Below are 22,951 nucleotides of genomic sequence, written 5' to 3' on the forward strand. Positions count from 1 at the left end.
AGGGCATTTATCGATTGCAAGCAAACGCGCCCGTTTGTGGCCCTGATTGATTCAGAACCACAAACTAGGCGCGTCAGGCGACGTTGATGTGGCGGTTAGCGGCCGTCCGGCGTGCGAACGCCGGCCCAGCTGTCACGCACCTGCTGGTAGTGCACGCTGGGATCGTAGACGTTGGTCTTCAGGCCCATCACTTGCGGGGACAGCCGGCCGATCGCGTTCAGCACGTTGTAGGAGGCGACGACGCGATCGTGCTGCGCCGTCACCAGCGCGTTGCGGGCGTTGACGAGGGCCTGCTGCGCGTTCAGCACGTCGAGCGTGGTGCGCTGGCCGGCCTTGGCCTCTTCGCGCACGCCGTTCAGCGCGATCTCCGATGCAGTCACCTGCGCCTGCGCCGACGCCACCTGCGACTTGCCGGCGAGCAACTGGCCCCATGCGGTGACGACGTCGGCGCGCGCCTGGTTCCGTGTCTGCTCCAGAACCTGACGCTGCTGCGCAAGCGATTCCTTGGACTGCCGGATCAGCGAATACTCGGCGCCACCCTGATAGATCGGCACCGACAACTGGACGTTGGCCGCGGCGTTGAACACACGATTGATCGTCAACTGCTGCTCGAAGGCCTGGTTCACCGAGGCCTGCAGCGAGACTGACGGGTACAGCGCGCCCTCATTGATCTTGACCTGCAGGAAGTTGACGTCGACCCCGTACATCGCTGCGGTCACGCTCGGGTTCTGGGTCAGGCTCAATTCAACGGCCGCGGCCAACGTCGAAGGCAGGAAACGATCAACCGGCGACCCCGGCGCGAGATTCTCCGGCTCGTTGCCGATGATCCGGCGGAAGTTCGATCGCGTTGTGGTGAGGTTCGATTCCGCGGTGAGCTGCTGGGTTCTGCCGGCGGCAAGCTGCGCCTCGGATTGTGCGACGTCGGTGCGCGTCACCTCACCCACGTTGAAGCGGTCCTGGGTTTGCTTCAGCGTCTGCTCGAGCACGCGGGTGTTGCTGCGCTGGACCTCCACGATCGCGGAATCGCGAAGATAGTCCATATAGATCGTGGCCGCCTGCAGCATCACGGTCTGCTCCAGCACGCGCAAGCCCTCGCGCGCCGACGATACCTGGCTTTCCGCCGCGCGCACCCGGGGAGCGGTCTGCGGGTTGAACAGCGACTGGTTGACCGTGAGACCCACGCTGCGCGGCACGGTCGTGCCGTGAATCGCGGGAGTGTCCTTCGACAACTGCTCGTCCGTGTATTGATACCCGGCGCTCGCGGTTAGCGAGACCTTCGGGCGGTAGCCCGAGAGCGCCTGCGGCACGCTTTCGTCCGTCGATCGCACCAATGCGCGCTGGGCGTTGAGCTGGGGATTGTTCTGATAGGCTCGCACCAGCGCGGCCTCGATTGTATCGGCCAAGGCGGGCACTGGGCCCAACTCCGCCGACAGTAGGACCGCAATCGCAGCCGCGGTGACAGCCTTCACCCCTCGCATCCCCAAGTTCCATTCATGTATCGCCGCCCCATCATGCCCATGGGCCCGGCGTCGCTTCAGACGAAGTGAGTCCCGCCTCACCTTAGTCCGCAGCTATGAGCAACGGAACTCCCCTGCAATGAAACACAGCGGAAACTCTTCACGTGGGGCAAACGAGCCACACTTCTGATTCAGAATGGGATTCTATCAGGTGCTGCAGCGCGGTAGGGATGGAGGCGCTCAGAAGACAAACGCGGGAAGCCGCTCAAATCCGGGCAAAACGGGGGCCGTGCCGTCGAACAGCTCGCGGTGTCCATAGTCGCCGTGGGAATGGGTCACGAGGCTGGCCCGCGGCGGCTGCGACAGGGCGAAGACCCCAACCAGCCGGCCGCCTTCCTTGAGCTGGGCATAAAGGCCGGTCGGGACAACCTCGGTGGCGCCGTTGAGAACGATCACGTCAAACGGCGCGCCGGCGCTATCACCGTCGGCCGCGGCCACGGCGGTCACGGTCGCATTCTGGATGCCGAGTTGGACCAGTGCCGCAGTCGCCTTCGCCGCAAGGGCCGAATCGCTCTCGGTCGCGCTCACCTGGGCGGCAAAGCGCGCCACCACCGCGGCGGCATAGCCGGTCGCGCAGCCAACGATCAGCACGCGATCGGTATTCTTGATGTCGGCCGCCTGCAGCATCTTGGCAAGCAGCGCCGGCTTGATCAGGTAGCGCTTGAACGCCCCCTTCTCGGCGACGTCCAGATCGAGGTCCAGATAGGCCAGCGCCTGCTTGTCGGTCGGCACGAAGGCCTCACGCGGCACCGTCAGCATGGCATCGAGGATTCGCTCATCGGTGACGTCGCTCGGACGCACCTGACCATCGACCATATACTGGCGCGCGGCCGAAAAACCGGACATTGGCGGAACCCTGCAAATCGCGCGGCATTGCCGCTGGAGGAGCTAGAACAGGGCCACCTTTTGGAACAAGCTCCGCCAAAACGCAACACGCCTTGATGCGCACAACGCGCCACAGGGCGCGTTCTGGAGCTTGCCTATTCGATGGTGACGGCCAGCCGGCCAATCAGGCGGGCTACCTCGTCGAGATGCTCCGAATCATGCGTCTCGAGGGCCTTCGCTAATCGGCGCAGGCACTCATCATCGCTGATGTCGGGAACGTCGCCAGGAACGAGCGTCGGCTGGGACATCGACAGATCGATCAGGATCTCGGACATGGAAAATCACCTCTCAGAACCCGGCGAGAGGAACGATCGACAGCCATTAAGTCGATTTGACGGCTAATTTAGCCTGTCCGCAGCGAGCTACAGGCTTGTGAACGATGATCCGGACTTTGTCGGTGGGGCCAAAACTGGCTCCCCGGGCTGGATTCGAACCAGCGACCATTCGATTAACAGTCGAATGCTCTACCGCTGAGCTACCGAGGAATAGGCGAACGTCTGTTCGCGAGCGGGCAGCGTATAACAAAGCCTTTCGGCCTTGCAAAGAACCAAATGACACTCCCGTTCTAACTTTAACAAGCAGCGTAAACTCGCTGCGGGGCAAGGATTTGGCCCGCTTCAGGGGATGCTCAGCGCCCTCCTGCCCCGTTGTGACAGGCCCGGGAGGTTCTAGGAACGCCAAATCCCGCCGGACCGGATTCGCCGGCAGGTGCCCGGGACCCGGCCGCGAGGCGAAGCCCACCACCTATCGCGCGGCAATGGCCGCGATGAATAGCGCCGTCGCCGCGATCGACGCGGCCGTCTGCAGGTGATTCCAGAATGTCCATTCGGTCAGGTAGCGCCCATACCGGCGCGGCCGCGCTGCTTGCGGGATCGGCGGCGGCGAGCTGATCGTTGAGCGGCACGTTGAAGACGATCGTGACCGCGAACATGCCGACCACGTAGAGCACCCCGCCGCAGATCATCGCGATCGCGCCGGGCTCCTGCCATCGCAGGCAAGCGAGCACCGCCAACACCGCGCCGGCCACGCTCTCCGCCTTTTCCAATCTGATCATGACCCTGATCGCGGCCGCGGTGCGTCACGCAATTACGCTGCCGCCGAAACAAGCGCAGCGCGTGTTGGCGCAGTTCAAGACCATGTTACCGCACGATCTCTCCAAGCTGGCCCGACAGTCTTATTGCTCGAACGCCGCCGCGCAGCCCCAGCTCAACCTGGCCGTCGAGACGACACGAACAGTTTTTCTCGAAATGTGATTTCTTTCACATGAGGCTCGGATAGCCGAACCTAAGTTCCGGCGGGGCGGCAGCGATCTAGTAACTGGGCCGGACGCAGGCGCTCCTTAGCTAAAATTCGAACGATCGGCTCAATCCAGACACAAGACAGTTTTGCGACCATTGCGCTCTCGAACCCCGGAGAGCGCGATGAGCGAAGTGGAATTTGACCTGTTGTTGGACGCCGTGCGAACGGCCGTCGCGCCTGTTTCCGAGGAGGATTTCTTGGCTCAGCCACCGCCGCGCGCTGCGAACGACAACAGCGCGCCCTGGCCGCTGATTCCGTTCCCCGAGGGCTGGTACGCCGCCAGCTAAGGCAGCGCCTCATCTATCGACCGCAAATTATTGATGAGATGGGTGGAGGCCACGACCAGAATTGAACTGGTGTACACGGTTTTGCAGACCGTTGCGTAACCACTCCGCCACGTGGCCCCACGCGCCGCACTCATATACGGGCTCACTCCGATAGGCAACCGAGCCGGACCCGCAATCGCGCTTTCGCGCAAAATGGCGGCGGTCCGTGCGAGCGCAAAACGCTAGCCTCGCCTCCGCCTGCGGAAGTCGCGCTTCTTCGGTTTTGGCGCCAATTCCGGCATTTTGGCCTGTACCTCGCGAAATCTCGTCAACATTCGCTCGAAACTGGCAATCAGCATCGCGGCAATGTCCGGCCGCTTTTCCAGCCCGGCCAGCAGCATCGCCGCCGCCTCGATGGTGGACAGGCCGTCGCGCCGCGGTTCCCGGCGCAATGGGCCATAGCGCGAGGGCCGCTTCGGTCCAAGAATCACCCGCTGGCATTTCAGCATCCAGGCATTGCGCCACCACAAAGCCTTGGCCTGGCTCCAGGTACCGTCGAGCAGCACGATGCCCTCGATGTCGGCAAGAATGCCGCGCTGGTCCGGCTCCAGCTCCCCTTTGCGGTTGATGGCGATGATTTCGGCATCGGTATCGAGGTCCTCGGCCTTGGCGGAGCCGAGATAGAGCACCGCCCAGCGCGACGGGTCGGCGACGGGCCGGCCGAACGCCTTCGACAGGCTCGGCCAGGAGAGCCCGATCCGGACGACCGCGTTCTTGAAATGTCGTGCGGTCAGCCGCGCGGTGCCGAGCGCCCTGTCCTGTTCCTGCGGATGCTGCAGGATCAGGAGCTGGATCCGGCTCTCGATCGGCGTGACGCTGTCGCAGATGCACAGCGGCAGCGGCTTGCCGCAATGCGGGCACTCCGCGAGCGTCCCGAGCACAACGTCGGTCTGTGATTCGGTCGGTTCCGACATGGGTTCGCTATACGCCAGGGATGGCGCAATTCAACCTATTCTGCCGGCGCGGCTACCGCTGACGGTGCCGAGCGCTGGCGCAGCCGGTCGATTAACAGACAGATCACCGGCGTCGTATAGAGCGTCAGGATCTGGGAGACGAACAGGCCGCCGATGATGGTGATGCCGAGCGGCCGCCGCAGCTCGGTGCCCGGGCCGGTGGCGATGACCAGCGGAATGCCGGCGAACAGCGCCGCCATCGTCGTCATCAGGATCGGCCGGAAGCGCGCCCGGCAGGCCTCGAAAATCGCGTCGCGCGACGACAGTCCCTGATGCCGCTCAGCCCCCAGCGCAAAGTCGACCATCATGATGCCGTTCTTCTTTACAATGCCGATCAACAGGATGACGCCGACGAAGGCCTGCTTCGCCGCAGTGCAAAAACCTTTCCCTTTTGCGATCAGCGCACTAGGTTCGCGGCAACCAAAACATCGACCGGCAGAAGATCGTCCCTGACATGGCATTCAACAAAGACGTCGTCGAAGCAATCGGCAATACCCCCCTTATCAAGCTGCAACGAGCGTCCGAACTGACCGGCTGCACCATTCTGGGCAAGGCGGAGTTCATGAATCCCGGCCAGTCGGTCAAGGACCGGGCCGGCAAGTGGATGATCCTGGAGGCGGAGAAACGCGGCGACCTGAAACCGGGCGGCCTCGTCGTCGAGTCGACGGCAGGCAACACCGGAATTGGGCTCGCGGTCGTGGCCAGCGCGCGCGGCTACCGCACCCTGATTGTCATTCCGGAAACCCAGAGCCAGGAAAAGAAGGATATGCTGCGGCTATGCGGCGCCGAACTGGTCGAGGCGCCGGCGCTGCCCTTCTCCAATCCGAACAACTATCAGCATCTCGGCCGGCGTCTTGCCGAGCAGCTCCGCAAGACGGAGCCGAATGGCGTGCTGTTCGCCGACCAGTGGAACAACCTCGACAATCCCAAGGCGCATTACGACTCGACGGGGCCGGAAATCTGGCAGCAGACCAACGGCAAGGTGGACGGCTTCATCTGCTCGATCGGCACCGGCGGCACGCTCGCCGGCGTCAGCCGCTACCTGAAGGAAAAGAACAAGGACATCGTGATCGCATGTGCCGATCCGCACGGATTTGCGATGTACGAGCTATTCAAGAATGGTCAGCTCAAATCGACGCCGGGCGACTCGATCACCGAGGGCATCGGTCTTGGGCGCAAGACGCCGGTCGTCGAGACCGCTAAGGTCGACGACGCGTTCCTGATTTCCGACGAGGAAGCCGTGACGACCATCTATGAGCTTCTGCAGCACGAAGGCCTGTGCCTGGGCGGCTCAACCGGCATCAACATCGCAGGCGCAATTCAGCTCGCCAAGCAGCTTGGCCCCGGCAAGACCATCGTCACGATCCTCTGCGACTCCGGCAATCGCTATCAGTCCAAGCTGTTCAATCCGGACTTCATGCGCTCGAAGAACCTGCCGGTCCCGCAATGGCTGGAGACACGCTCCAAGGTCGAATTGCCGCTTGTAAAGACGTGAGCCCGCCACACTTGCCGACCTCATCCTGAGGATGCCGCGCAGCGGCGTCTCGAAGGATGGGCCATGGGCCTCATGGTTCGACACGCGCGCAAATGCGCGCTCCTCACCATGAGAGGCGAAATCACCTCAATATTTGACTCAAGAACAGCTTCGACCGCGCGTGCTGCGGGTTGGCGAAGAATTCCTGCGGCGTATTCGACTCGATGATCTGACCGGCATCCATGAACACGACGCGATTGGCAACCTCGCGGGCAAAGCCCATTTCGTGAGTCACGACGAGCATGGTCATGCCCTCCTTGGCGAGATCGACCATCGTGTCGAGCACCTCCTTGACCATTTCCGGATCGAGCGCCGAGGTCGGCTCGTCGAACAACATGACCTTCGGAGTCATCGTCAATGCGCGGGCGATTGCGACGCGCTGCTGCTGCCCGCCCGACATCTGGCCGGGGAACTTGTTGGCCTGATGCGGGATCTTGACGCGTTCGAGGAACTTCATCGCAGCCGCCTCGGCATCTTTCTTCGGGATGTTGCGGACCCAGATCGGCGCCAGCGTGCAATTGTCGAGCACGGTGAGATGCGGGAATAAATTGAAGCTCTGGAACACCATGCCGACCTCGCGTCGCACCTCGTCGACACGGCGCAGGTTCGGCCCGAGGTCGATGCCGTCGACCACGATCTCGCCCTCCTGGAACTCCTCGAGCGCGTTGATGCAGCGGATCAGCGTCGACTTGCCCGAGCCGGACGGCCCGCAGATCACGATGCGCTCGCCCCTGCCGACCTCGAGGTTGATGTCGCGCAGTACGTGGAAGTCGCCGTACCATTTGTTGAGACCGGAAATACTGACGATCGGATCTGTGGACATGATGACCTTCAATGACGGTGGTGAGCGTTAAGGCGGCTTTCGACGAACAGCGAGTAGCGCGACATTCCAAAGCAGAACACGAAGTAGATCATTCCGGCAAAGGCGAAGCCAGTAAAGGCGGTGCTCGGCGTCGACCAGGTCGGGTCGGAGAACGTGGCGTGCAGCGACCCGAGCAGGTCGAACAATGCCACGATCGAGACCAGCGAGGTATCCTTGAACAGCGCAATGAAGCTGTTGACGAGGCCCGGAATGACGTGGCGCAGCGCCTGCGGCATCACGATCAGTGACGCGGTCTTCCACCAGGACAGGCCGAGGGCACTTGCCGCCTCGCCCTGCCCGCGCGGAATCGCCGCGAGGCCGCCGCGCACGACTTCAGCTTGGTAGGCGCCCGCAAACAGCGCAATACCGATCAGCGCGCGGACCAGGCCGTCGACACTGAAGTTGCCCGGCAGGAACAGCGGCAGCATGTAGGTCGCGAAGAACAGGACCGTGATCAGCGGCACGCCGCGCCAGAACTCAATGAACGCGATCGAGAAGATCCGGATCAGGGGAATGGTCGAGCGTCGGCCGAGCGCGAGCGCGATACCGATCGGCATCGAGGTCACAATGCCGGTGACCGAGACCACCAGCGTCACCAGCAGGCCGCCCCACAGCCGTGTGTCGACAACTGGAAGCCCGCCGCGGTCGAGCCCCATCAGCTTGATCACGATGGCAGTGCCGAAAAAGGTCACGAGGCTTCCGACCAATGCACGCTGCCCCGTCCTCGTGCCGCCGCCGAGGGCAAAGAAGATCAGCGAGACGATCGCGGCAGTCAGTACGAAATCGAACCACAGCGGCTGGCCGGATGCCTGGAGTTGGTCGCGCAACCAGCTCAGCGGAAGGATCAGCCAGCCGATCAGGCTGCCGAGCAGCATGATGATCTTGCCGATCCCCCAGAGCAGTGGGCCGATCGCCGAACCCTGGCTGAGATTAACTAGGATCTGACCGGCACTGACGATGCTGTCGTCGAAAAGCCGCAGCAGGCCGGCAACCCAGCTCACGCCGAAACCGGTGAGCCCGCCGCCGCGCAGCAGGAAGAATGCGACCGCCGGAAAGGCAAAGAAGAACAGGCTCGCATTCAGGCGCTTCGCCGGCAGGCGCGGAATGAGCAGCGGCAGCAGCAGCAGCGCCGCTGCGAAAGCGAAGGTCAGGTTGACGCGCCAGCGCTCCCCTGCCGGATAGAAGCCGTAGATCAGCTGGGTGAGCTTGGCCTGGATATAGGGCCAGCAGGCCCCGACCTGGTGGCCGGCATTGTCGGCAAGGCACGCGTTGCGGTCCTTGCCGCTCCAGACCGCGTCGACCAGCAGGAACTTGAGCGCAGGAACGATCGTGTACCAGAGCAGCGCCAGCCCCAGGATCGTGAGCAGGATGTTGGTCGGCGAGTTCAACAGCCGGGTGCGCAGGAAGCCGAACAAGCCGGTCGCCTTCACCGGCGCCGCGCGCTCGGGGACAAGGTGCTGCCGGACAAAGGATGACGCGGAGATATCGGTCATGCCCCGAGGCTCCGGTTGATGCGCCAGCCATAGACGCTCATGATAGCGCTGGTGACGAGCGAGAGCATGAGATAGACGCCCATGGTGATGGCGATGATCTCGATCGCCTGGCCGGTCTGACTCAGCGTCGTGCCCGCGAAGACCGAGACCAGGTCGGGATAGCCGATCGCGACCGCGAGCGACGAGTTCTTGGTCAGGTTGAGGTATTGATTGGTGAGCGGCGGAACGATGACGCGCATCGCCTGTGGCATGACGATCAGCCGCAAGGTGGCGCCGCGCGAGAGGCCGAGCGAGAAACCAGCTTCCATCTGCCCCTTGTGGACCGACTGGATGCCGGCCCGGACGATCTCCGCGATGAAGGCCGCGGTATAGGTCGACAGCGCCACCACCAGTGCAACCAGCTCCGGAATGACCCGCGATCCGCCGGCGAAGTTGAAGCCCCTGAGTTGCGGCAATTCGAAGGTCAGCGGCAGCCCGAAGATCAGCATCGTCAAAAGCGGCAGTCCGACCAGCAGGCCGAGCACGTAAGGCCAGATCCGGATCGCCTGCCCGCGCTGGAACAGCGCGCGCCGGGCGTAGCCGCGCAACAGCAGCGAACCCAGGATCCCGACGGCGACCGCCGCAAGAAACGGATCGAGACCGGCCTGACCGATCGGCCGTGGAATCACCAGGCCGCGATTGGAGAGGAAGACGGCGTTGAACAGGTTGATGCTCTGCCGCGGCGCAGGCAGCGACGCCAGCACCGCGAGGTACCAGAACAGCAATTGAAACAGCAGCGGCAGGTTACGCACAATCTCGACATAGATCTCGCCAAGCCGCGACAGCAGCCAATTCGGCGACAGCCGGCACAGCGCCAGGACGAAGCCGATGATGGTGGCGAACACGATGCCGATCACCGACACCAGCAGCGTGTTCAGGAGTCCGACCAGGAACACCCGCGTATAGGTGTCCGATCCCGTATACGAGATCAGGTTCTGGCTGACGTCGAAGCCGGCGGTGTTCCTGAGAAAGCCGAACCCCGAGGCGATGCGCTGCGTCTCCAGGTTGGCCCTGGCATTGGCCACGATCTCGTAAGCCACCCAGGCCAGCACCGCGGCGAACACGATCTGCACGGCAAGACCGGTCCAGCCGGCCTTGCCGCCGAGCGCACGCTTCAAGCGGAGAACGTATTGCGGCGGTGGATTTCGGGGCTCGGTGGTCATCGCCGCAGCCGCCTCGTCCCCGATCAGCGGATCGGAGGCGCGTATTGGATGCCGCCCTTGTTCCAGAGCTGGTTGAGGCCGCGCGCGATCTGCAGCTTCGATCCGACGCCGACATTGCGATCGTACATTTCGCCGTAATTGCCGACGGCCTTGATGATCCGGGCGAACCAGTCCTTGGTCAGGCCGAGCTGTTCGCCGAGATTGCCGTCGGTTCCGAAGGCGCGCTTGAGGTCGGGCTTGTCCGACTTGGCCATCTCGTCGACGTTCTTCTGGGTGACGCCCATCTCCTCAGCGTTGATCTGCGCGAACAGCACCCACTTCACGATGTCAAACCACTGATCGTCGCCGTGACGGACCATCGGGCCGAGCGGCTCCTTGGAGATGATTTCCGGCAGCACGACGTGATCGGCCGGGTTGGCGAGCTTCAGCCGCATCGCGTAGAGCTGGGAGACGTCCGAGGTGAACACGTCGCAGCGGCCGGTCTCGTAGGCCTTCAGGGTCTCGTCCGCCGAGGCAAAAGCGATCACCTCGTACTTCATGTTGTTGCCCTTGAAGTAGTCGGCGAGGTTCTGCTCGGTCGTGGTACCGGTCTGCACGCAGACCGAGGCGCTGTTCAATTCGAGCGCCGAATTCACCTTGAGCGACTTCTTCACCATGAACCCCTGCCCGTCATAGTAGGTCACACCAGTGAAGTTGGCGCCGAGCGAGGTATCGCGCGATAGCGTCCAGGTGGTGTTGCGCGACAGCACGTCGATCTCGCCGGACTGCAGCGCGGTGAAGCGGTCCTTGGCCGACAGCGGCACGAACTTGACCTTGGTCGGATCGTCGAAGATTGCCGCTGCGATCCCGCGGCAGACGTCGACGTCGATCCCGGTCCAATTGCCCTTGTCGTCCGGCGACGAGAAGCCCGGCAGGCCACTGCTGACGCCACAGGACAGCTGGCCCCGGTCCTTGACCGCCTTCAGGGTTTGCGCCGAGGCGGCCTGAACCGACAAGGCGGCGGCAGCGGCAAGGGTTAGAGCCAGGGGAACGCGTTTCATGGGCAGGGGCCTTTCAGGGTCGTCCGTGGACGTTGCTTTTGATCGCCTGACGCTCACGGGGCCACCCGATGATCCCCCTGCAGCAAAAATGCCAATCTGACCGGCAGTTTGACTGCAAATCGGTCAGGCAACGGGAACGAAGGTCGCGGCAGGCCCCTCAACGTGCGGCGACTGGAAGTTGCGGCGCATCACATAGCGACTGACGTGCCGGGTCAAGGGGTTGACGCATGTCTTCCGCGTCCTGTTAGTAACACTCCCCAGCGTAACTCTGCCCTCCCGACGCGTTACGGCTGCGGCAAAAAGTCTAACGGCAACGACCATGACCTCCTCCGACAATTCCACGCCCTCCCATCTGCAACACGCCGCAACCCGGCTGGTCACCGCCGGGCGCGACACCAAGGCCCAAAAGGGCTTTGTCAACCCGCCGGTCTTCCACGGTTCGACCGTGCTCTATCCGAGCGCAGAGGACCTCCACGCCCATCGTGCCGAATTTACCTATGGCCGCCACGGCACGCCGACCACGCGGGCGCTGCAAGATGTGCTGATGGCGCTCGAAGGCCCGCAATGCGCCGGCGTCGGGCTCGCGCCATCGGGACTGGCCGCGATCTCGACCACCCTGCTCGCGGTGCTGAAAGCGGGCGATCATCTGCTGGTCTGCGACAACGCCTACCGGCCGACGCGCAATTTCTGCAACGGCATACTGGCGCGCTATGGCGTGGAGACCACCTATTTCGATCCGCTGATCGGCGGCGGTATCAAGGCTCTGTTCAAGCCGAACACCCGAGCGGTGCTGGTCGAGGCGCCGGGCTCGCAATCCTTCGAGATGCCCGACGTCCCTGCGATCGCGACCGCGGCCCATGCCCACGGCGCGCTTGTCATCGACGACAACACCTGGGCGACCCCGCTCTATCATCGGTCGCTCGACCAGGGCGTCGATATCAGCATGCAGGCCGCGACCAAATATATCGGCGGCCATTCCGACATCATGTTCGGCACCATCTCGGCGAACGCCAAGGCCTGGCCGCTGGTCTCCGAGGCGATCCGCCTGCTCGGCGTCTGCGCCGGGCCGGATGACGTCTATCTCGCGCTGCGCGGAATACGCACGCTGTCGGCCCGGCTCGCGCAACACCATCGCTCCGGCCTCGAGATGGCACGCTGGCTCGCCGCGCGGCCCGAGGTCGCTCGTGTCCTGCACCCTGCCCTCGAAACCGATCCGGGACATGCGATCTGGAAGCGCGACTTCACTGGCGCCTCCGGTCTGTTCAGCGTTGTCCTGAAGCCGGTGCCGCAACAGGCGGTCGATACCATGCTCAACACGCTCACGCTGTTCGGCATGGGCTTTTCCTGGGGCGGCTTCGAGAGCCTCGCGATCCCGTTCGACTGCAACGAGTATCGCACCGCGACCAAATGGGCGCCGGGCGGGCCGACACTGCGGCTGCATATCGGGCTCGAAGATGTCGAGGACCTCAAGGCCGACCTCGAGCGCGGATTTGCGGCGCTGAAGGCGGCACTGTGATCCACTGACGCGCAGCGCGCCCGACGCTCGCGGACCGCAAGCGGCGCGCCGTGGCTTTTCCCATCCTGTGCTCGACGCTGCGCCTGCCGATCGCAAGCGGCGACCTCCGGGATTTTGCAGGGTTGTGACGTCGCTGATAACCAGCCGTTCACCATCCCCACCAATCCCTTAATCGCCCAAGCCCGCTAGCAAGTTCGCTTACACTTTTGCTGCCGTAGTCATGCCCCGGGAAGGGCTGTCCGCGCCGCAAGGCCGCTGACCGCCTGGCGTAAGGGTATTCAGTCGGTCACATGAAGACGGCACGTATCATGGTCCTGGCCATCGCCGGCGTCGCAGGCCTTGCGGCCACGTATCTCGCGAGCACCGGTGGCAACGATAGCAAGCCGGCGTCTGTGGCGCCGGTCGTGCAGTTGCCGACCGTCGAGGTGCTGGTGGCGAAGTCCGACATCGGGCTCGGTCAATCCGTCAAGCCCGAAGACGTGCAATGGCAGCGCTGGCCGGCCGAGACCGCGAGCAGCGGCTTCATGCGCCGCGACACCAATGCCGACGCGATGAAGGACGTCATCGGCTCGATCGCGCGCGCCCCCTTCATCGTCGGCGAGCCGATCCGCGAGCAGAAGCTGGTCAAAGCCAACGGAAGCGGCTTCATGGCCGCGATCCTGCCGGCAGGCATGCGCGCAATCTCCACGGAAATCACGCCGGAGACCGGCGCGGGCGGCTTCATCCTGCCCGGCGACCGCGTCGACGTGATCCTGTCGAAGCGCGACAAGAGCCCCGATCGCGTCGGTTCCGACGTCGTCGTCACCGAAACCCTGCTGTCCAATGTCCGCGTGCTGGCGATCGACCAGGCGCCCAAGGAGAAGGACGGTACCAACTCGCTCGTCGGCAAGACCGCGACGCTCGAGTTGAAGCCCGAACAGGCCGAGACGCTCGCGCGCGCAAGGCAGAGCGGCACGCTGTCGCTCGCGCTGCGCAGCATCGCCGACATCAACGACACAACGGTCGAGACCTCGGCCAACGACCAGGCCCCGAAGCGGGGCGAGAGCATCAGTGTGGTTCGCTACGGCGTCCTGAGCTCTCAGACGACACAGAAGTGATGGGGGCTTCGAAATGATATCCGGTGCAAGGCAACTGAAGGCGCGGACTGCACTGGTCCGCTCACTGTCATTTTCGGCGGCCGCGGCGCTGATCGTCATCCCTGCCCTGTCTCCGGCCGTTGCGGCCGATCCCGACAAGCATGCGGATGTCGCCGTGACCAACAGCATCCCGGTCAAGACGCGCTTCCTCGCGCTTGGCGTCGGCAAGTCTGTCGTGGTCGACCTGCCCCGCGAAGCCAAGGACGTGCTGGTCGCCGATCCCAAGATCGCCAACGCGGTGATCCGCTCGGCCCAGCGGGCCTACATCATCGGCGCCACGGTCGGTCAGACCAATGTGGTGTTCTTCGATGCGGACGGGGCGCAGGTCGCCTCCTACGACATCGCCATCAAGCGCGATCTCAACGGCCTGCGCGCCGCGCTCAGGCAAATGCTGCCGGGCGTCAACATCGAGGGTGTCGGCGACAGCGTCGTGCTGACCGGCTCGGTGTCGAGCCCGGTCGAGGCCCAGCAGGCCGGCGACGTCGCCGCAAAGCTGGTCGGTGGCGCCGACAAGGTCGTCAACTCGATCGTGGTGCGCGGCCGCGACCAGGTGATGCTGAAGGTCACCGTCGCCGAAGTGCGGCGCGATCTGGTCAAGCAACTCGGCATCGATCTCAGCGCCAACATGAACTACGGCACCGCCGCGGTGGTGTTCAACAACAGCACCCCCTTCACCGCGAACAACGGACCGCTCGTCTCCGGCAACGGATTGGCTGGGGCGGCCCTGACGAAGGCCGGTGTCCCATCGGTCACCGCGACGCTGCGTGCGATGGAGAGCGCGGGCGTCGTGCGGACGCTGGCCGAGCCGAATCTCACGGCCATCTCCGGCGAGTCCGCGACATTCGTCTCGGGCGGCGAATTCCCGATTCCAACCGGCGTGACCTGCCAGACGTCGACAAACGGCACGATCGGCAACTGCGTCCAGACGGTCAGCTTCAAGAAATTCGGCATCTCGCTCAACTTCACGCCGGTGGTGCTGTCCGAGGGACGGATCAGCCTGAAGGTGATGACCGAGGTGTCCGAGGTCTCGATGGAGAACGCTTTGACCGGCGGCCAGGGCGGAACGACGATTCCATCGATCAAGACGCGGCGCGCGGACACCACGCTGGAAGTGCCCTCCGGCGGCTCGATCGCGATGGCCGGACTGATCCAGGAGCAGACCAAGCAGGCGATCAACGGCTTGCCCGGTGTCGATCAGATCCCGGTCCTCGGACAGCTTTTCCGGAGTCAGGACTTCGTCAATTCCGAGACCGAGCTGATGGTCATCGTGACGCCGTATGTCGTGCGCGCGGTTGCGCAGAAGGACCTGTCCCGTCCGGACGACGGTTTTGCCTCGGCCTCCGACTCGGAGTCGGCGCTGCTGGCGCGCATCAACCGCATCTATGGCGTCGCCGCCCGCGCCGAGCCGATCGGCGCCACGCCGGCCAATTTCGGCTTCATCATCGACTGACACGGGTCGTAAGAGTTGGGGATCGAACCGATGACACGCAACACACTCGGCGGACGCGCGCGGACGCTACCGCTGTTCGGCGTCCTGCTCACGGCGCTTGCACTCGGCGGATGCAACACGGCGACCACTGAGGTCGTGACCGGGACCCTCCCGGACGACTACCGCCAGCGCCATCCGATCGCGGTGACTGAAGGCGAGCAATCGATCGTCGTATTCGTCGGTCATGCCCGCGGCAACCTGACCGAGACCCAGCGCGACGACGTCATGGGGATGGCCCGCGGCTGGCGCCGCGAGGGAACTGGCGCGATCGCCGTCGATGTACCGGTCGATACGCCAAATGCGCGCGCGGCACAGGCGATCTATCAGGAGATCCGCGGCTTGCTCGCGTCGATGGGCGTGCCCGGCCACGCCATCACCAAGCGGCTCTACCACCCCGACGATCCGCGCGCGCTCGCTACCATCCGTGTGAGCTATCCCAAGATGGCTGCGGTTGCCGGCCCTTGCGGATTGTGGCCGGCCGATCTCGGCCCCTCGCTCGACAACCCCGCCTACATCCAGAACAAGGACTATTACAATTTCGGCTGCGCCACCCAGCGCAACCTGGCGGCAATGGTCGCCAATCCGTCCGACCTCGAGCAGCCGCGCACCGAGACCGCCGCCTACACGCCGCGCCGTTTGATCGCGTTTGACAAGTACCGCAAGGGCACGTCCACCGCGACCGCCTATCCTGAAGCCGAAAAGGCCAAGCTGAGCGACTAAGGCAATGACCGCCCAACAACAAGACGAACAACCGCAGATCGACGATTACATCGCGCCGGCGCCACGCATTTCGGTGCAGGCCTTCTGCGCCAGCGTCGCAACCGCCACGACCGCGCGCGCCGCCGCCGAGGACCGCCGCCTCGCCAAGGCTCACCTCTCCGTCCACATGGGCGGCATCGCCGCTGCGATCGAGGCCTATCACAAGGCGCCGACGCCGAACGTGATTGTCCTGGAAACCGAGCCGGGCACAGATTTCCTGGCCGGTCTCGACGAGCTTGCCGCGGTGTGCGATCCCGGCACCCGCGTCGTCATGCTCGGCAATGCCGGCGATGTTGCGCCCTATCGCGAGCTGGTCCGCCGCGGCGTCAACGATTACGTGGTCGGCCCCGTCAAGGTGCTCGACATCGTGCGCTCGATCTGCAGCCTGTTCTCGGCGACGGAAGCGGTCTCGGTCGGCCGCCTGATCGCGGTCGCCGGCGCCAAGGGCGGCGTCGGCGCATCGACCGTTGCGCACAACGTCGCCTGGACGATCGCGCGCGATCTCGGGCTCGATTCCGTCGTCGTCGATCTCGACCTTGCCTTCGGCACCGCCGGCCTCGATTACAATCAGGATCCGGTGCAGGGCATCGCCAACGCGGTGTTCTCGCCCGAGCGCCCCGATACCGCCTATATGGACCGCCTGCTCGCCAAATGCAGCGACCATCTCAGCCTGCTGGCGGCGCCGGCCACCCTCGATCAGGTCTATGATTTCGGCGCCGATGCGTTTGAGGCGATCTTCGATACGATGCGCATGACCACTTCCTGCATCGTGCTTGACGTTCCGCATCAATGGACGGCCTGGACCAAGCGCACGCTGGTCGGCGCCGACGATATTCTGATCGTCGCCGAGCCAGATCTCGCCAACATGCGCAACACCAAGAACATGGTGAACCTGCTGAAGGCGGCGCGCCCCAACGACCGCCCGCCGCTCTACTGCCTGAACCAGGTTGGCATGCCGAGGCGGCCCGAGATCGAGGTCAAGGAGTTCGCCAAGGCCATCGAGACCCCGCCGATCGCGACAATTCCGTTCGACAGCCGCCTGTTCGGCGAGGCCGCCAACAACGGCCAGATGATCGCGGAAGTGTCCGCGCGTCATCGCACCACGAAGACCTTCCTGCAGATCGCGCACCGCCTGACCGGCCGCCCCGACCTCGCCGAGCAGCGCGATTCGCTGTTGTCGCCGATCCTCAGGAAGCTGCAGGGGAGCCGCGACGGCAGGCGCAAGGCCGCGGGCTGATTGCACTCAATGCGTTGCCTGACGGATTCGATCGCGACCGACGAATGCAAGCCGCCTCTTGCGCATGAGCAACGCGCACTCGTACGCAGAGATCGCGCTCATGGGAATCGAAACGTGCTCGCATCGCGATCTAGTCGCGATGGTTGGCGGCGACCGGAATCCGGCCCGTATCGGTCCGGCTCGCGTCCTTCCGCGCCAACAGCCGCTTCAACGCAGCGACATTGGCCGAGCCCTGCTCCGGCGGCAGATTCGCCTTCATGATGCCCTCGGCCTCGGCCTCGCGGCCCTGCAGCCCCACCACGACGGCAAGATTGGTTCGCACACGCATGTCGCCGGGGGCGCGCTCCCGGGCGCGACGCAACGTCTCCTCCGCCTTCGGCAGATCTTTCGAAAGCAGATAGGACAATCCGAGATTGGAGAGCACCGAGGGGTCGTCCGGCCGGATCTTCAGCGCGCTCGCGTAATACTGGCGCGCCTCGTCATGGCGATCGAGCTGATCGAGCACGGCACCCTGCGCGGACAGGATGCGCCAGTCCGGATCTTCCGGGCTGTGCGCGCGCCCGAGCACGTCGAAGGCTTGCTGGAAATTGCCGTTGTCGGCCAGCGCGCGCCCGTAGCCTGCGAGCAGCCGCTTGTCGCCGGGCTGGGCCAGTACCGCCTGCTCCATGACCGCGACCGCCTGCTCGCGCTGGCCGGTCGCACGCAGCGCCTTGGCGTATTTCAGCGCGGCGTCGGCATCCTTGGGATTGGCGCGGACGCGCTCCTTATAGATTTCGAGGTCGCGCCGCGGATCGGCGGACGCCTGGCTCGGCTCCGTCGTATCGCCCAATGACCCAGTGATGTCTCCGGCGAGATCTGACGACGTCTGGCAGGCCGACAGTCCGACCAACAGGACCGCGGCCGATACTGCGCTCGCGAGACGGTTCACGCGGCTCATTTGTCGGGATGACTTCTGGAACATCAACGGGACTCGGGAGAGCGAAGGTTCCCGGATGCTCACAGCTTAACCCTAAGGCCGGGTTAAGGCCGGCATCATGCCGCCGCCATACCAGCGCCCGCCGCGCACGTCGGGCGCACGGACCGAGCCGGATCAGTCGATGAACTGGGCGCCGAATTCATGCCCGATCCGCCAGGCCAGACGGCATTGGCGTGGGCTACCGGTCGAAAAGATGAGGGTGAATTCCGGCGGAACTTCCAGATACTCGGCGATCACCTTGACGCCGCCCGCCGAAATATCGGTGATCATGCAATCCCGAGGCAGTGAACCGGTTCCGATCTGGATCTTGGCGACGCTTCTGCAGGCGCGACGTTCGCTCTTGCGGCGATTAACAAACATCCTGATCCCCAAACACGGCTGGACGAGTTTCTGATTGCCTCAGTCGTAGCGCGCAAAGATTGGAAACTGACTAGCGGAACCGCTCGCAATTGAGCGGTTGTCTTTCAGCTTCATTTACCCACGAGCGCTGCCCGCTCCGGCACTGCCTCCGCCTTACGGTTAGCAATCTCCTAATCCGAGCCACTAAAGCGTGCCATCGTTCACATTGGGATAGCCTCGTTACTCCTGCTCGCCGCTATCTTGTCGGTCGCTCCTGCGAATGCCGGCCCGCTTCAAAGGACGAACGGCCGAATGATCACGTCCGACACCCGCATCGGATGCAACGGCAATATCGGGTGGATGGGTGCGGCGCTACCCTGCAGGAACTACTACAACTTCAGCAGCGTTGGGGAATGTCACGCGAAGATGCTGACGCTCGGTTGGGACAACAACGCGCTCGCCTGGTATTGCACCAATCTCGGGCTGAAAAGCTGAACGGTCATCACCGACAGTCTGGAAGAGGCCGCCTCGGTTGGCGGCCTTTTTCGTTGAGGTCCCTCCCCGCCGCCAGGTTCCCGTGAGAACAAAAAGGGGTTGATCCACGGTCGATTGGCGATAGCGTGACCCTTTCGGCTCGATTTTGCCGGGGCGCGGACAGGCATGGGAAGCATGGTCTTACTTGATCTAATGGGTGGCGTGGCGCTGCTGCTGTGGGGCCTTCACATGGTCCACAGCGGGATCCTGCGCGCCTTCGGCCCCGACCTGCGCCTGCTGCTCGCCAGGGCACTGAACAACCGGTTCAGCGCCTTCGCCGCCGGCCTCGGCCTGACCGCCCTGCTGCAGAGCTCGACCGCGACCGCCCTGATCACCAGTTCGTTCACCGCGGAAGGCCTGGTCAGTCCGGTGCCGGCGCTTGCCATCATGCTGGGGGCCAATGTCGGCACCACCCTGATCGTGCAGGTGCTGTCGTTCAACGTCGCGGCGGTTGCGCCCGTGCTGTTCATCCTCGGCCTGGTCGCCTTCCGCACGGGACCGCGCTCCCGGATCAAGGACCTCGGCCGCGTTTCGATCGGCCTCGGCCTGATGCTGCTGGCGTTGCACATCCTGCTCGACACGCTGGCGCCGGCCGAAAACGCCCCGGGCGTGCGCGTCTTCATCAACGCGATCACCGGCGATCCCGTGCTCTGCATCTTCATCGGCGCCATCGTCACCTGGCTGGTCCATTCCAGCGTCGCCAGCGTGCTGCTGGTGATGTCGCTGGCCTACGCCCAGTTCATTTCACCCTACGCGGCGTTTGCGCTGGTGCTCGGCGCCAATCTCGGCAGCGCCATCAACCCGCTGATGGAAGGCGCGCGCCGCGACAATCCGGCGAGCTATCGCCTGCCGGTCGGCAATCTCGTCAACCGCATCGTCGGCATCCTGCTGGTGGCGCCGTTCCTGCGCCCGATCACCGAGCACATTCAGGCCTTCCAGCCGGACCTCGCCAAGGCGACGGCGCAGTTCCACATCGCCTTCAATGTCGCGACAGCGATCCTGTTTATCGGCATCCTCGACGGCATGGCGCGGCTGCTTAATCGGCTGCTGCCCCAGCGGGTGCAGGAGACCGATCCGTCACGGCCGCGGTATCTCGACGAGAGCGCGCTGGAGACGCCGTCGCTCGCGCTGGCCGACGCCGCGCGCGAGGTGCTGTACATGGGCGACCATGTCGAGGTGATGCTGCGCAAGGTGATGGCCGCGATGATGACCAGCGACCGCGCGCTGGTCGACCAGGTGTCGAGGATGGACAACAGCGTCGACAGCCTGAACGAGGCGATCAAGCTTTACGTGACCAAGCTCACCCGCGGCAGCCTCGACGAGCGCGAGGGCCAGCGCGCCATGGAGATCGTCGCCTTCGCGATCAATCTCGAGCATATCGGCGACATCATCGACAAGAACCTCAGCGAGCTCGCGACCAAGAAGATCAAGCGCCGCCTGCAATTCTCGAGCGAAGGTGCCGAGGAATTGTCGGCATTCCACAAGCGGACCATCGACTCGCTGCGGATCGCGTTCGGCGTCTTCATGTCGGGCGACACCGGCGAGGCGCGCAAGCTGCTGACCGAGAAGGCTGCGTTGCGCGCGGCCGAACTCGCCGCCGTCGAGCGTCATCTCGAGCGTCTGCGTGAAGGCCGTCCCGAGACCATCGAGACCACGTCGCTGCATCTGGACGTGCTGCGCGACCTCCGCCGCATCCATTCGCATATCTGCTCGGTCGCCTACCCGGTGCTCGACGCAGCCGGTGAGACCGCGGCCTATCGCGAGAGCGCCGTCGAGGCCGCGAATGATCTTTCGGCGCCCATGGCCGGCCGATCGTGATGATCAGCGGTCGAGCGTCTTGGACGCCTTGCCTCGGTTCTTCACGATCAGCATGATGTTGCGCGTGTAGATCAGCGTGGCGAGGCCCTGGCCAAGGATGATCACCGGTTCGCGCTTGGCGAGGCCGTAGATCAGCGTCATCAGGCCGCCGCCCATCGAGAAGAACCAGAACGCCATCGGCACCACGCTCTGGCCGGCGCGCTCGCTGGAGATCCATTGCACGAGGAAGCGCGCGGTGAACAGCAGTTGCGCGACGAGGCCGAAGGCCAGCCAGAAGTCGAACTTGGCGACGAACACGTCGTAGAGATAGGCATGCAGCGCCTGGCCGTACTGAATCAGCATCACCTCACCTCGGTCACGACCGGCACTTCAGTGACGCCCGTCACTTCAGTGACGACCGGCGTCGGCTTCTTGCGGCGGATCAGCCACCACACGCCAGCGAGATCCATGATCCCGATCCAGAGCCGGTCGAAGAATCCGTAGTTCGATACGCCGGAATGGCGTGGGCGGTCGATCACGTCGACATAGGCGATGGCGAACCCTTCGCGGCGGACCAGCGCCGGCAGGAAGCGGTGCAGCCCGTCGAAATAGGGCATCGACAGGAACACGTCGCGCGGAAAGGCCTTCAGCCCGCAGCCGGTGTCGCGGGTGCCGTCGCGCAGGATCGCGCCGCGCACCGCGTTGGCGATGCGCGACTGCATCTTCTTGAATCCGGTGTCCTTGCGCCCCACCCGCTGGCCGGCGGCGAGGCCGACACGGCCGTTGCCGCTCTCGACCGCCGAGATCAGGTTCGGCAGGAACGCCGGGTTGTTCTGCCCGTCGCCGTCGAGCGTCGCCACGATCGCACCGCGCGCGGCCCGTACCCCGCTGCGCACCGCCGCTGATTGGCCCGACGACACGGCGTGCCGCAGCTGCCTGAGATTGGGCCGCTGCGCCATGATCGCAGCCAGCCGTTCGCCGGTGTCGTCGGTCGAGCCGTCGTTGACGTAGATGATCTCGTAGGCCCAGCGGCCATCCAGCGCGGCCGCGATCTCGGCGATCAGCGGCGCGATATTGTCGGCCTCATTGCGCACCGGCACGACGATGGAAACGGCGACCGGCGTCTGGTCGGGAAGCGGCAAATCGGCACTCGAGGTTGGTGTTGTTTCCGGCTTGGAACCGGCCCGATCCGGCCGTCGGGCGACCGCTTTTATGGGGCGAAGGCGTTCCCCGCAACCCTTTTGAGGCGCCCGTCCGACGGTCCCGGCAACGCAACGACGGTGCCGTCGCGATGGATGGCAAAACCAAGACGGCGGGCGGCGAACCAGTACCGCACGGCCATTGCGCCGATCACGCCGACGAGCGCTCCGGCGACCACGTCGCTCGGATGATGCGCCAGCAGCACCAGCCGTGTCGCGGCGATCATCAGCGCGTAGACCAGCATCACGATCCGTGCCCGCGGCCATACCGCCGACACGGCGAACGCCAGCGCGAACGCCGTGATCGCGTGCCCCGACGGGAAGCTCGAATAGGCCTCGGTGCCGGCGAAATGATGGAAGTTGAAGGCATTGGCCTTGCCGCCGACAAAGGGCCGGCCGCGGCCGACGATCCATTTGATCACTTCGCCCACGGCCACCGAGAACGCGACCGACAGGAACAGATATTGCAGCCGTGTTCCAAGGCCCAGCAAGGTCGCGCGAGACACGCCGCGCAACGCGGGGGCGACCAGCGCGACCGCGATCAGCAGAATGCCGAGCGCCCACAGCACGTGCACATCCTTGCCGAAGTCAGTCAGGATCCGCACCCACCACAGGCTCGGCGTGCCGCGCGGCGGCATCAAGCTGATCTCCTCGGTGTCGACGAGATACATCAGCGTGACGATCGCGGCACCGGTGACGACGACAAGCATGAGCACGTCACGCGCAGAGCGGCGCGCGGCCTCCGCCCTCAGCGAATGCGACGGGGCGCGCACAAGCTGTGTGAACGACAGCCAAACCAGCGTCAGCAGTCGCCCGAAATAATTCCCGGTGTCCTGGGGCGCAGGCGGCAACGCCATC

At 64.5% G+C, this 22,951-nt stretch carries 24 protein-coding genes, 2 tRNA genes and 1 pseudogene; 10 read left to right on the top strand and 17 right to left on the bottom strand.

Going from position 1 to position 22,951, the window contains the following annotated elements; translation table 11 throughout:
- Positions 1 to 95 precede the first annotated feature (95 nt).
- The 5 genes from MTX23_RS18595 to MTX23_RS18615 all read right to left on the bottom strand — a co-directional run bounded on the left by MTX23_RS18595 (position 96) and on the right by MTX23_RS18615 (position 3,429).
- On the bottom strand, positions 96 to 1,478 hold the full coding sequence (locus MTX23_RS18595; protein ID WP_280971665.1) for a TolC family outer membrane protein: 1,383 nt from the start codon (positions 1,476 to 1,478) through the stop codon (positions 96 to 98).
- Positions 1,479 to 1,697: 219 nt separating this feature from the next.
- Complete coding sequence (locus MTX23_RS18600; protein ID WP_280971666.1) at positions 1,698 to 2,363, bottom strand: protein-L-isoaspartate O-methyltransferase; 666 nt, start codon at positions 2,361 to 2,363, stop codon at positions 1,698 to 1,700.
- A 134-nt stretch (positions 2,364 to 2,497) separates the two neighbouring features.
- A complete protein-coding gene (locus MTX23_RS18605) occupies positions 2,498 to 2,677 on the bottom strand; it encodes a hypothetical protein (RefSeq protein WP_280971667.1) in 180 nt (59 codons plus the stop codon).
- Between the two features lie 135 nt (positions 2,678 to 2,812).
- A tRNA-Asn gene (locus tag MTX23_RS18610) sits at positions 2,813 to 2,887 on the bottom strand.
- A gap of 143 nt (positions 2,888 to 3,030) precedes the next feature.
- Positions 3,031 to 3,429 (bottom strand): anthrone oxygenase family protein, encoded by a 399-nt coding sequence (locus tag MTX23_RS18615; protein ID WP_280971668.1) that lies wholly within the window; start codon positions 3,427 to 3,429, stop codon positions 3,031 to 3,033.
- 25 nt (positions 3,430 to 3,454) lie between these two features.
- Between MTX23_RS18615 and MTX23_RS18620 the strand changes: the two genes are divergently transcribed.
- Both MTX23_RS18620 and MTX23_RS18625 read left to right on the top strand, forming a co-directional pair.
- Positions 3,455 to 3,655, top strand: coding sequence for a hypothetical protein (locus tag MTX23_RS18620; RefSeq protein ID WP_280971669.1), 201 nt, complete (start codon positions 3,455 to 3,457; stop codon positions 3,653 to 3,655).
- 168 nt (positions 3,656 to 3,823) lie between these two features.
- Positions 3,824 to 3,988: a hypothetical protein gene (locus MTX23_RS18625; protein ID WP_280971670.1), complete on the top strand. Its 165-nt coding sequence runs from the start codon at positions 3,824 to 3,826 to the stop codon at positions 3,986 to 3,988.
- A 43-nt stretch (positions 3,989 to 4,031) separates the two neighbouring features.
- Here the strand turns inward: MTX23_RS18625 and MTX23_RS18630 are convergent.
- The 3 genes and pseudogenes from MTX23_RS18630 to MTX23_RS18640 all read right to left on the bottom strand — a co-directional run.
- Positions 4,032 to 4,105, bottom strand: a tRNA-Cys gene (locus MTX23_RS18630).
- Between the two features lie 104 nt (positions 4,106 to 4,209).
- A complete protein-coding gene (locus MTX23_RS18635) occupies positions 4,210 to 4,941 on the bottom strand; it encodes a tRNA-uridine aminocarboxypropyltransferase (RefSeq protein WP_280971671.1) in 732 nt (243 codons plus the stop codon).
- A gap of 35 nt (positions 4,942 to 4,976) precedes the next feature.
- A pseudogene (locus tag MTX23_RS18640) lies at positions 4,977 to 5,339 on the bottom strand (efflux RND transporter permease subunit); the annotation flags it as partial.
- Positions 5,340 to 5,434: 95 nt separating this feature from the next.
- Between MTX23_RS18640 and MTX23_RS18645 the strand changes: the two are divergent.
- Entirely contained in the window at positions 5,435 to 6,475 is a 1,041-nt protein-coding gene (locus MTX23_RS18645; protein ID WP_280971672.1) for a cysteine synthase A, read from the top strand.
- Positions 6,476 to 6,596: 121 nt separating this feature from the next.
- On the opposite strand, the gene MTX23_RS18650 is transcribed toward MTX23_RS18645, so the two are convergent.
- From MTX23_RS18650 to MTX23_RS18665, 4 genes are read right to left on the bottom strand one after another with little or no spacing between them, the layout of a single operon-like run.
- Positions 6,597 to 7,337 (bottom strand): amino acid ABC transporter ATP-binding protein, encoded by a 741-nt coding sequence (locus tag MTX23_RS18650; protein WP_280971673.1) that lies wholly within the window; start codon positions 7,335 to 7,337, stop codon positions 6,597 to 6,599.
- A gap of 8 nt (positions 7,338 to 7,345) precedes the next feature.
- Positions 7,346 to 8,869, bottom strand: coding sequence for an amino acid ABC transporter permease (locus MTX23_RS18655; protein WP_280971674.1), 1,524 nt, complete (start codon positions 8,867 to 8,869; stop codon positions 7,346 to 7,348).
- Positions 8,866 to 10,071, bottom strand: a complete 1,206-nt coding sequence (locus MTX23_RS18660; RefSeq protein ID WP_280971675.1) for an ABC transporter permease subunit — start codon at positions 10,069 to 10,071, stop codon at positions 8,866 to 8,868. The genes MTX23_RS18655 and MTX23_RS18660 overlap by 4 nt, the downstream gene beginning before the upstream one ends.
- 23 nt (positions 10,072 to 10,094) lie before the next feature.
- Positions 10,095 to 11,111: an amino acid ABC transporter substrate-binding protein gene (locus tag MTX23_RS18665; RefSeq protein WP_280971676.1), complete on the bottom strand. Its 1,017-nt coding sequence runs from the start codon at positions 11,109 to 11,111 to the stop codon at positions 10,095 to 10,097.
- Between the two features lie 319 nt (positions 11,112 to 11,430).
- Between MTX23_RS18665 and metC the strand changes: the two genes are divergently transcribed.
- The 5 genes from metC (at position 11,431) to MTX23_RS18690 (ending at position 17,248) form a co-directional block, all read left to right on the top strand.
- Positions 11,431 to 12,627 (top strand): cystathionine beta-lyase, encoded by a 1,197-nt coding sequence (metC, locus tag MTX23_RS18670; RefSeq protein ID WP_280971677.1) that lies wholly within the window; start codon positions 11,431 to 11,433, stop codon positions 12,625 to 12,627.
- Between the two features lie 290 nt (positions 12,628 to 12,917).
- Positions 12,918 to 13,724 carry a Flp pilus assembly protein CpaB gene (gene cpaB, locus MTX23_RS18675; RefSeq protein WP_280971678.1) on the top strand — a complete coding sequence of 269 codons (807 nt, stop codon included), beginning with the start codon at positions 12,918 to 12,920 and terminating at the stop codon, positions 13,722 to 13,724.
- Positions 13,725 to 13,737: 13 nt separating this feature from the next.
- Entirely contained in the window at positions 13,738 to 15,213 is a 1,476-nt protein-coding gene (locus tag MTX23_RS18680) for a type II and III secretion system protein family protein (protein WP_280971679.1), read from the top strand.
- A 30-nt stretch (positions 15,214 to 15,243) separates the two neighbouring features.
- Positions 15,244 to 15,972 (top strand): CpaD family pilus assembly protein, encoded by a 729-nt coding sequence (locus tag MTX23_RS18685; protein WP_280971680.1) that lies wholly within the window; start codon positions 15,244 to 15,246, stop codon positions 15,970 to 15,972.
- A 4-nt stretch (positions 15,973 to 15,976) separates the two neighbouring features.
- Complete coding sequence (locus MTX23_RS18690) at positions 15,977 to 17,248, top strand: AAA family ATPase (protein ID WP_280971681.1); 1,272 nt, start codon at positions 15,977 to 15,979, stop codon at positions 17,246 to 17,248.
- Between the two features lie 130 nt (positions 17,249 to 17,378).
- Here the strand turns inward: MTX23_RS18690 and MTX23_RS18695 are convergent, their stop codons facing one another.
- Positions 17,379 to 18,185, bottom strand: a complete 807-nt coding sequence (locus MTX23_RS18695; RefSeq protein WP_280971683.1) for a tetratricopeptide repeat protein — start codon at positions 18,183 to 18,185, stop codon at positions 17,379 to 17,381.
- A 153-nt stretch (positions 18,186 to 18,338) separates the two neighbouring features.
- Positions 18,339 to 18,584 (bottom strand): PilZ domain-containing protein, encoded by a 246-nt coding sequence (locus MTX23_RS18700; RefSeq protein ID WP_280971684.1) that lies wholly within the window; start codon positions 18,582 to 18,584, stop codon positions 18,339 to 18,341.
- A 291-nt stretch (positions 18,585 to 18,875) separates the two neighbouring features.
- On the opposite strand from MTX23_RS18700, the gene MTX23_RS18705 reads away from it, so the two are divergent.
- On the top strand, positions 18,876 to 19,058 hold the full coding sequence (locus tag MTX23_RS18705; RefSeq protein ID WP_280971685.1) for a hypothetical protein: 183 nt from the start codon (positions 18,876 to 18,878) through the stop codon (positions 19,056 to 19,058).
- A gap of 165 nt (positions 19,059 to 19,223) precedes the next feature.
- Positions 19,224 to 20,915 carry a Na/Pi cotransporter family protein gene (locus tag MTX23_RS18710; RefSeq protein WP_280971686.1) on the top strand — a complete coding sequence of 564 codons (1,692 nt, stop codon included), beginning with the start codon at positions 19,224 to 19,226 and terminating at the stop codon, positions 20,913 to 20,915.
- Between the two features lie 3 nt (positions 20,916 to 20,918).
- Here the strand turns inward: MTX23_RS18710 and MTX23_RS18715 are convergent, their stop codons facing one another.
- From MTX23_RS18715 to MTX23_RS18725, 3 genes are all read right to left on the bottom strand, one after another.
- Positions 20,919 to 21,257 carry a lipid-A-disaccharide synthase N-terminal domain-containing protein gene (locus MTX23_RS18715; protein WP_280971687.1) on the bottom strand — a complete coding sequence of 113 codons (339 nt, stop codon included), beginning with the start codon at positions 21,255 to 21,257 and terminating at the stop codon, positions 20,919 to 20,921.
- Positions 21,257 to 22,036 (bottom strand): glycosyltransferase family 2 protein, encoded by a 780-nt coding sequence (locus tag MTX23_RS18720; protein WP_280971688.1) that lies wholly within the window; start codon positions 22,034 to 22,036, stop codon positions 21,257 to 21,259. Before MTX23_RS18720 ends, MTX23_RS18715 begins: the two co-directional genes overlap by 1 nt.
- 68 nt (positions 22,037 to 22,104) lie before the next feature.
- Positions 22,105 to 22,950 (bottom strand): phosphatase PAP2 family protein, encoded by an 846-nt coding sequence (locus tag MTX23_RS18725; RefSeq protein ID WP_280971689.1) that lies wholly within the window; start codon positions 22,948 to 22,950, stop codon positions 22,105 to 22,107.
- Position 22,951 lies beyond the last annotated feature (1 nt).

The organism is Bradyrhizobium sp. ISRA436 (assembly GCF_029910015.1).
Taxonomy (GTDB): domain Bacteria; phylum Pseudomonadota; class Alphaproteobacteria; order Rhizobiales; family Xanthobacteraceae; genus Bradyrhizobium.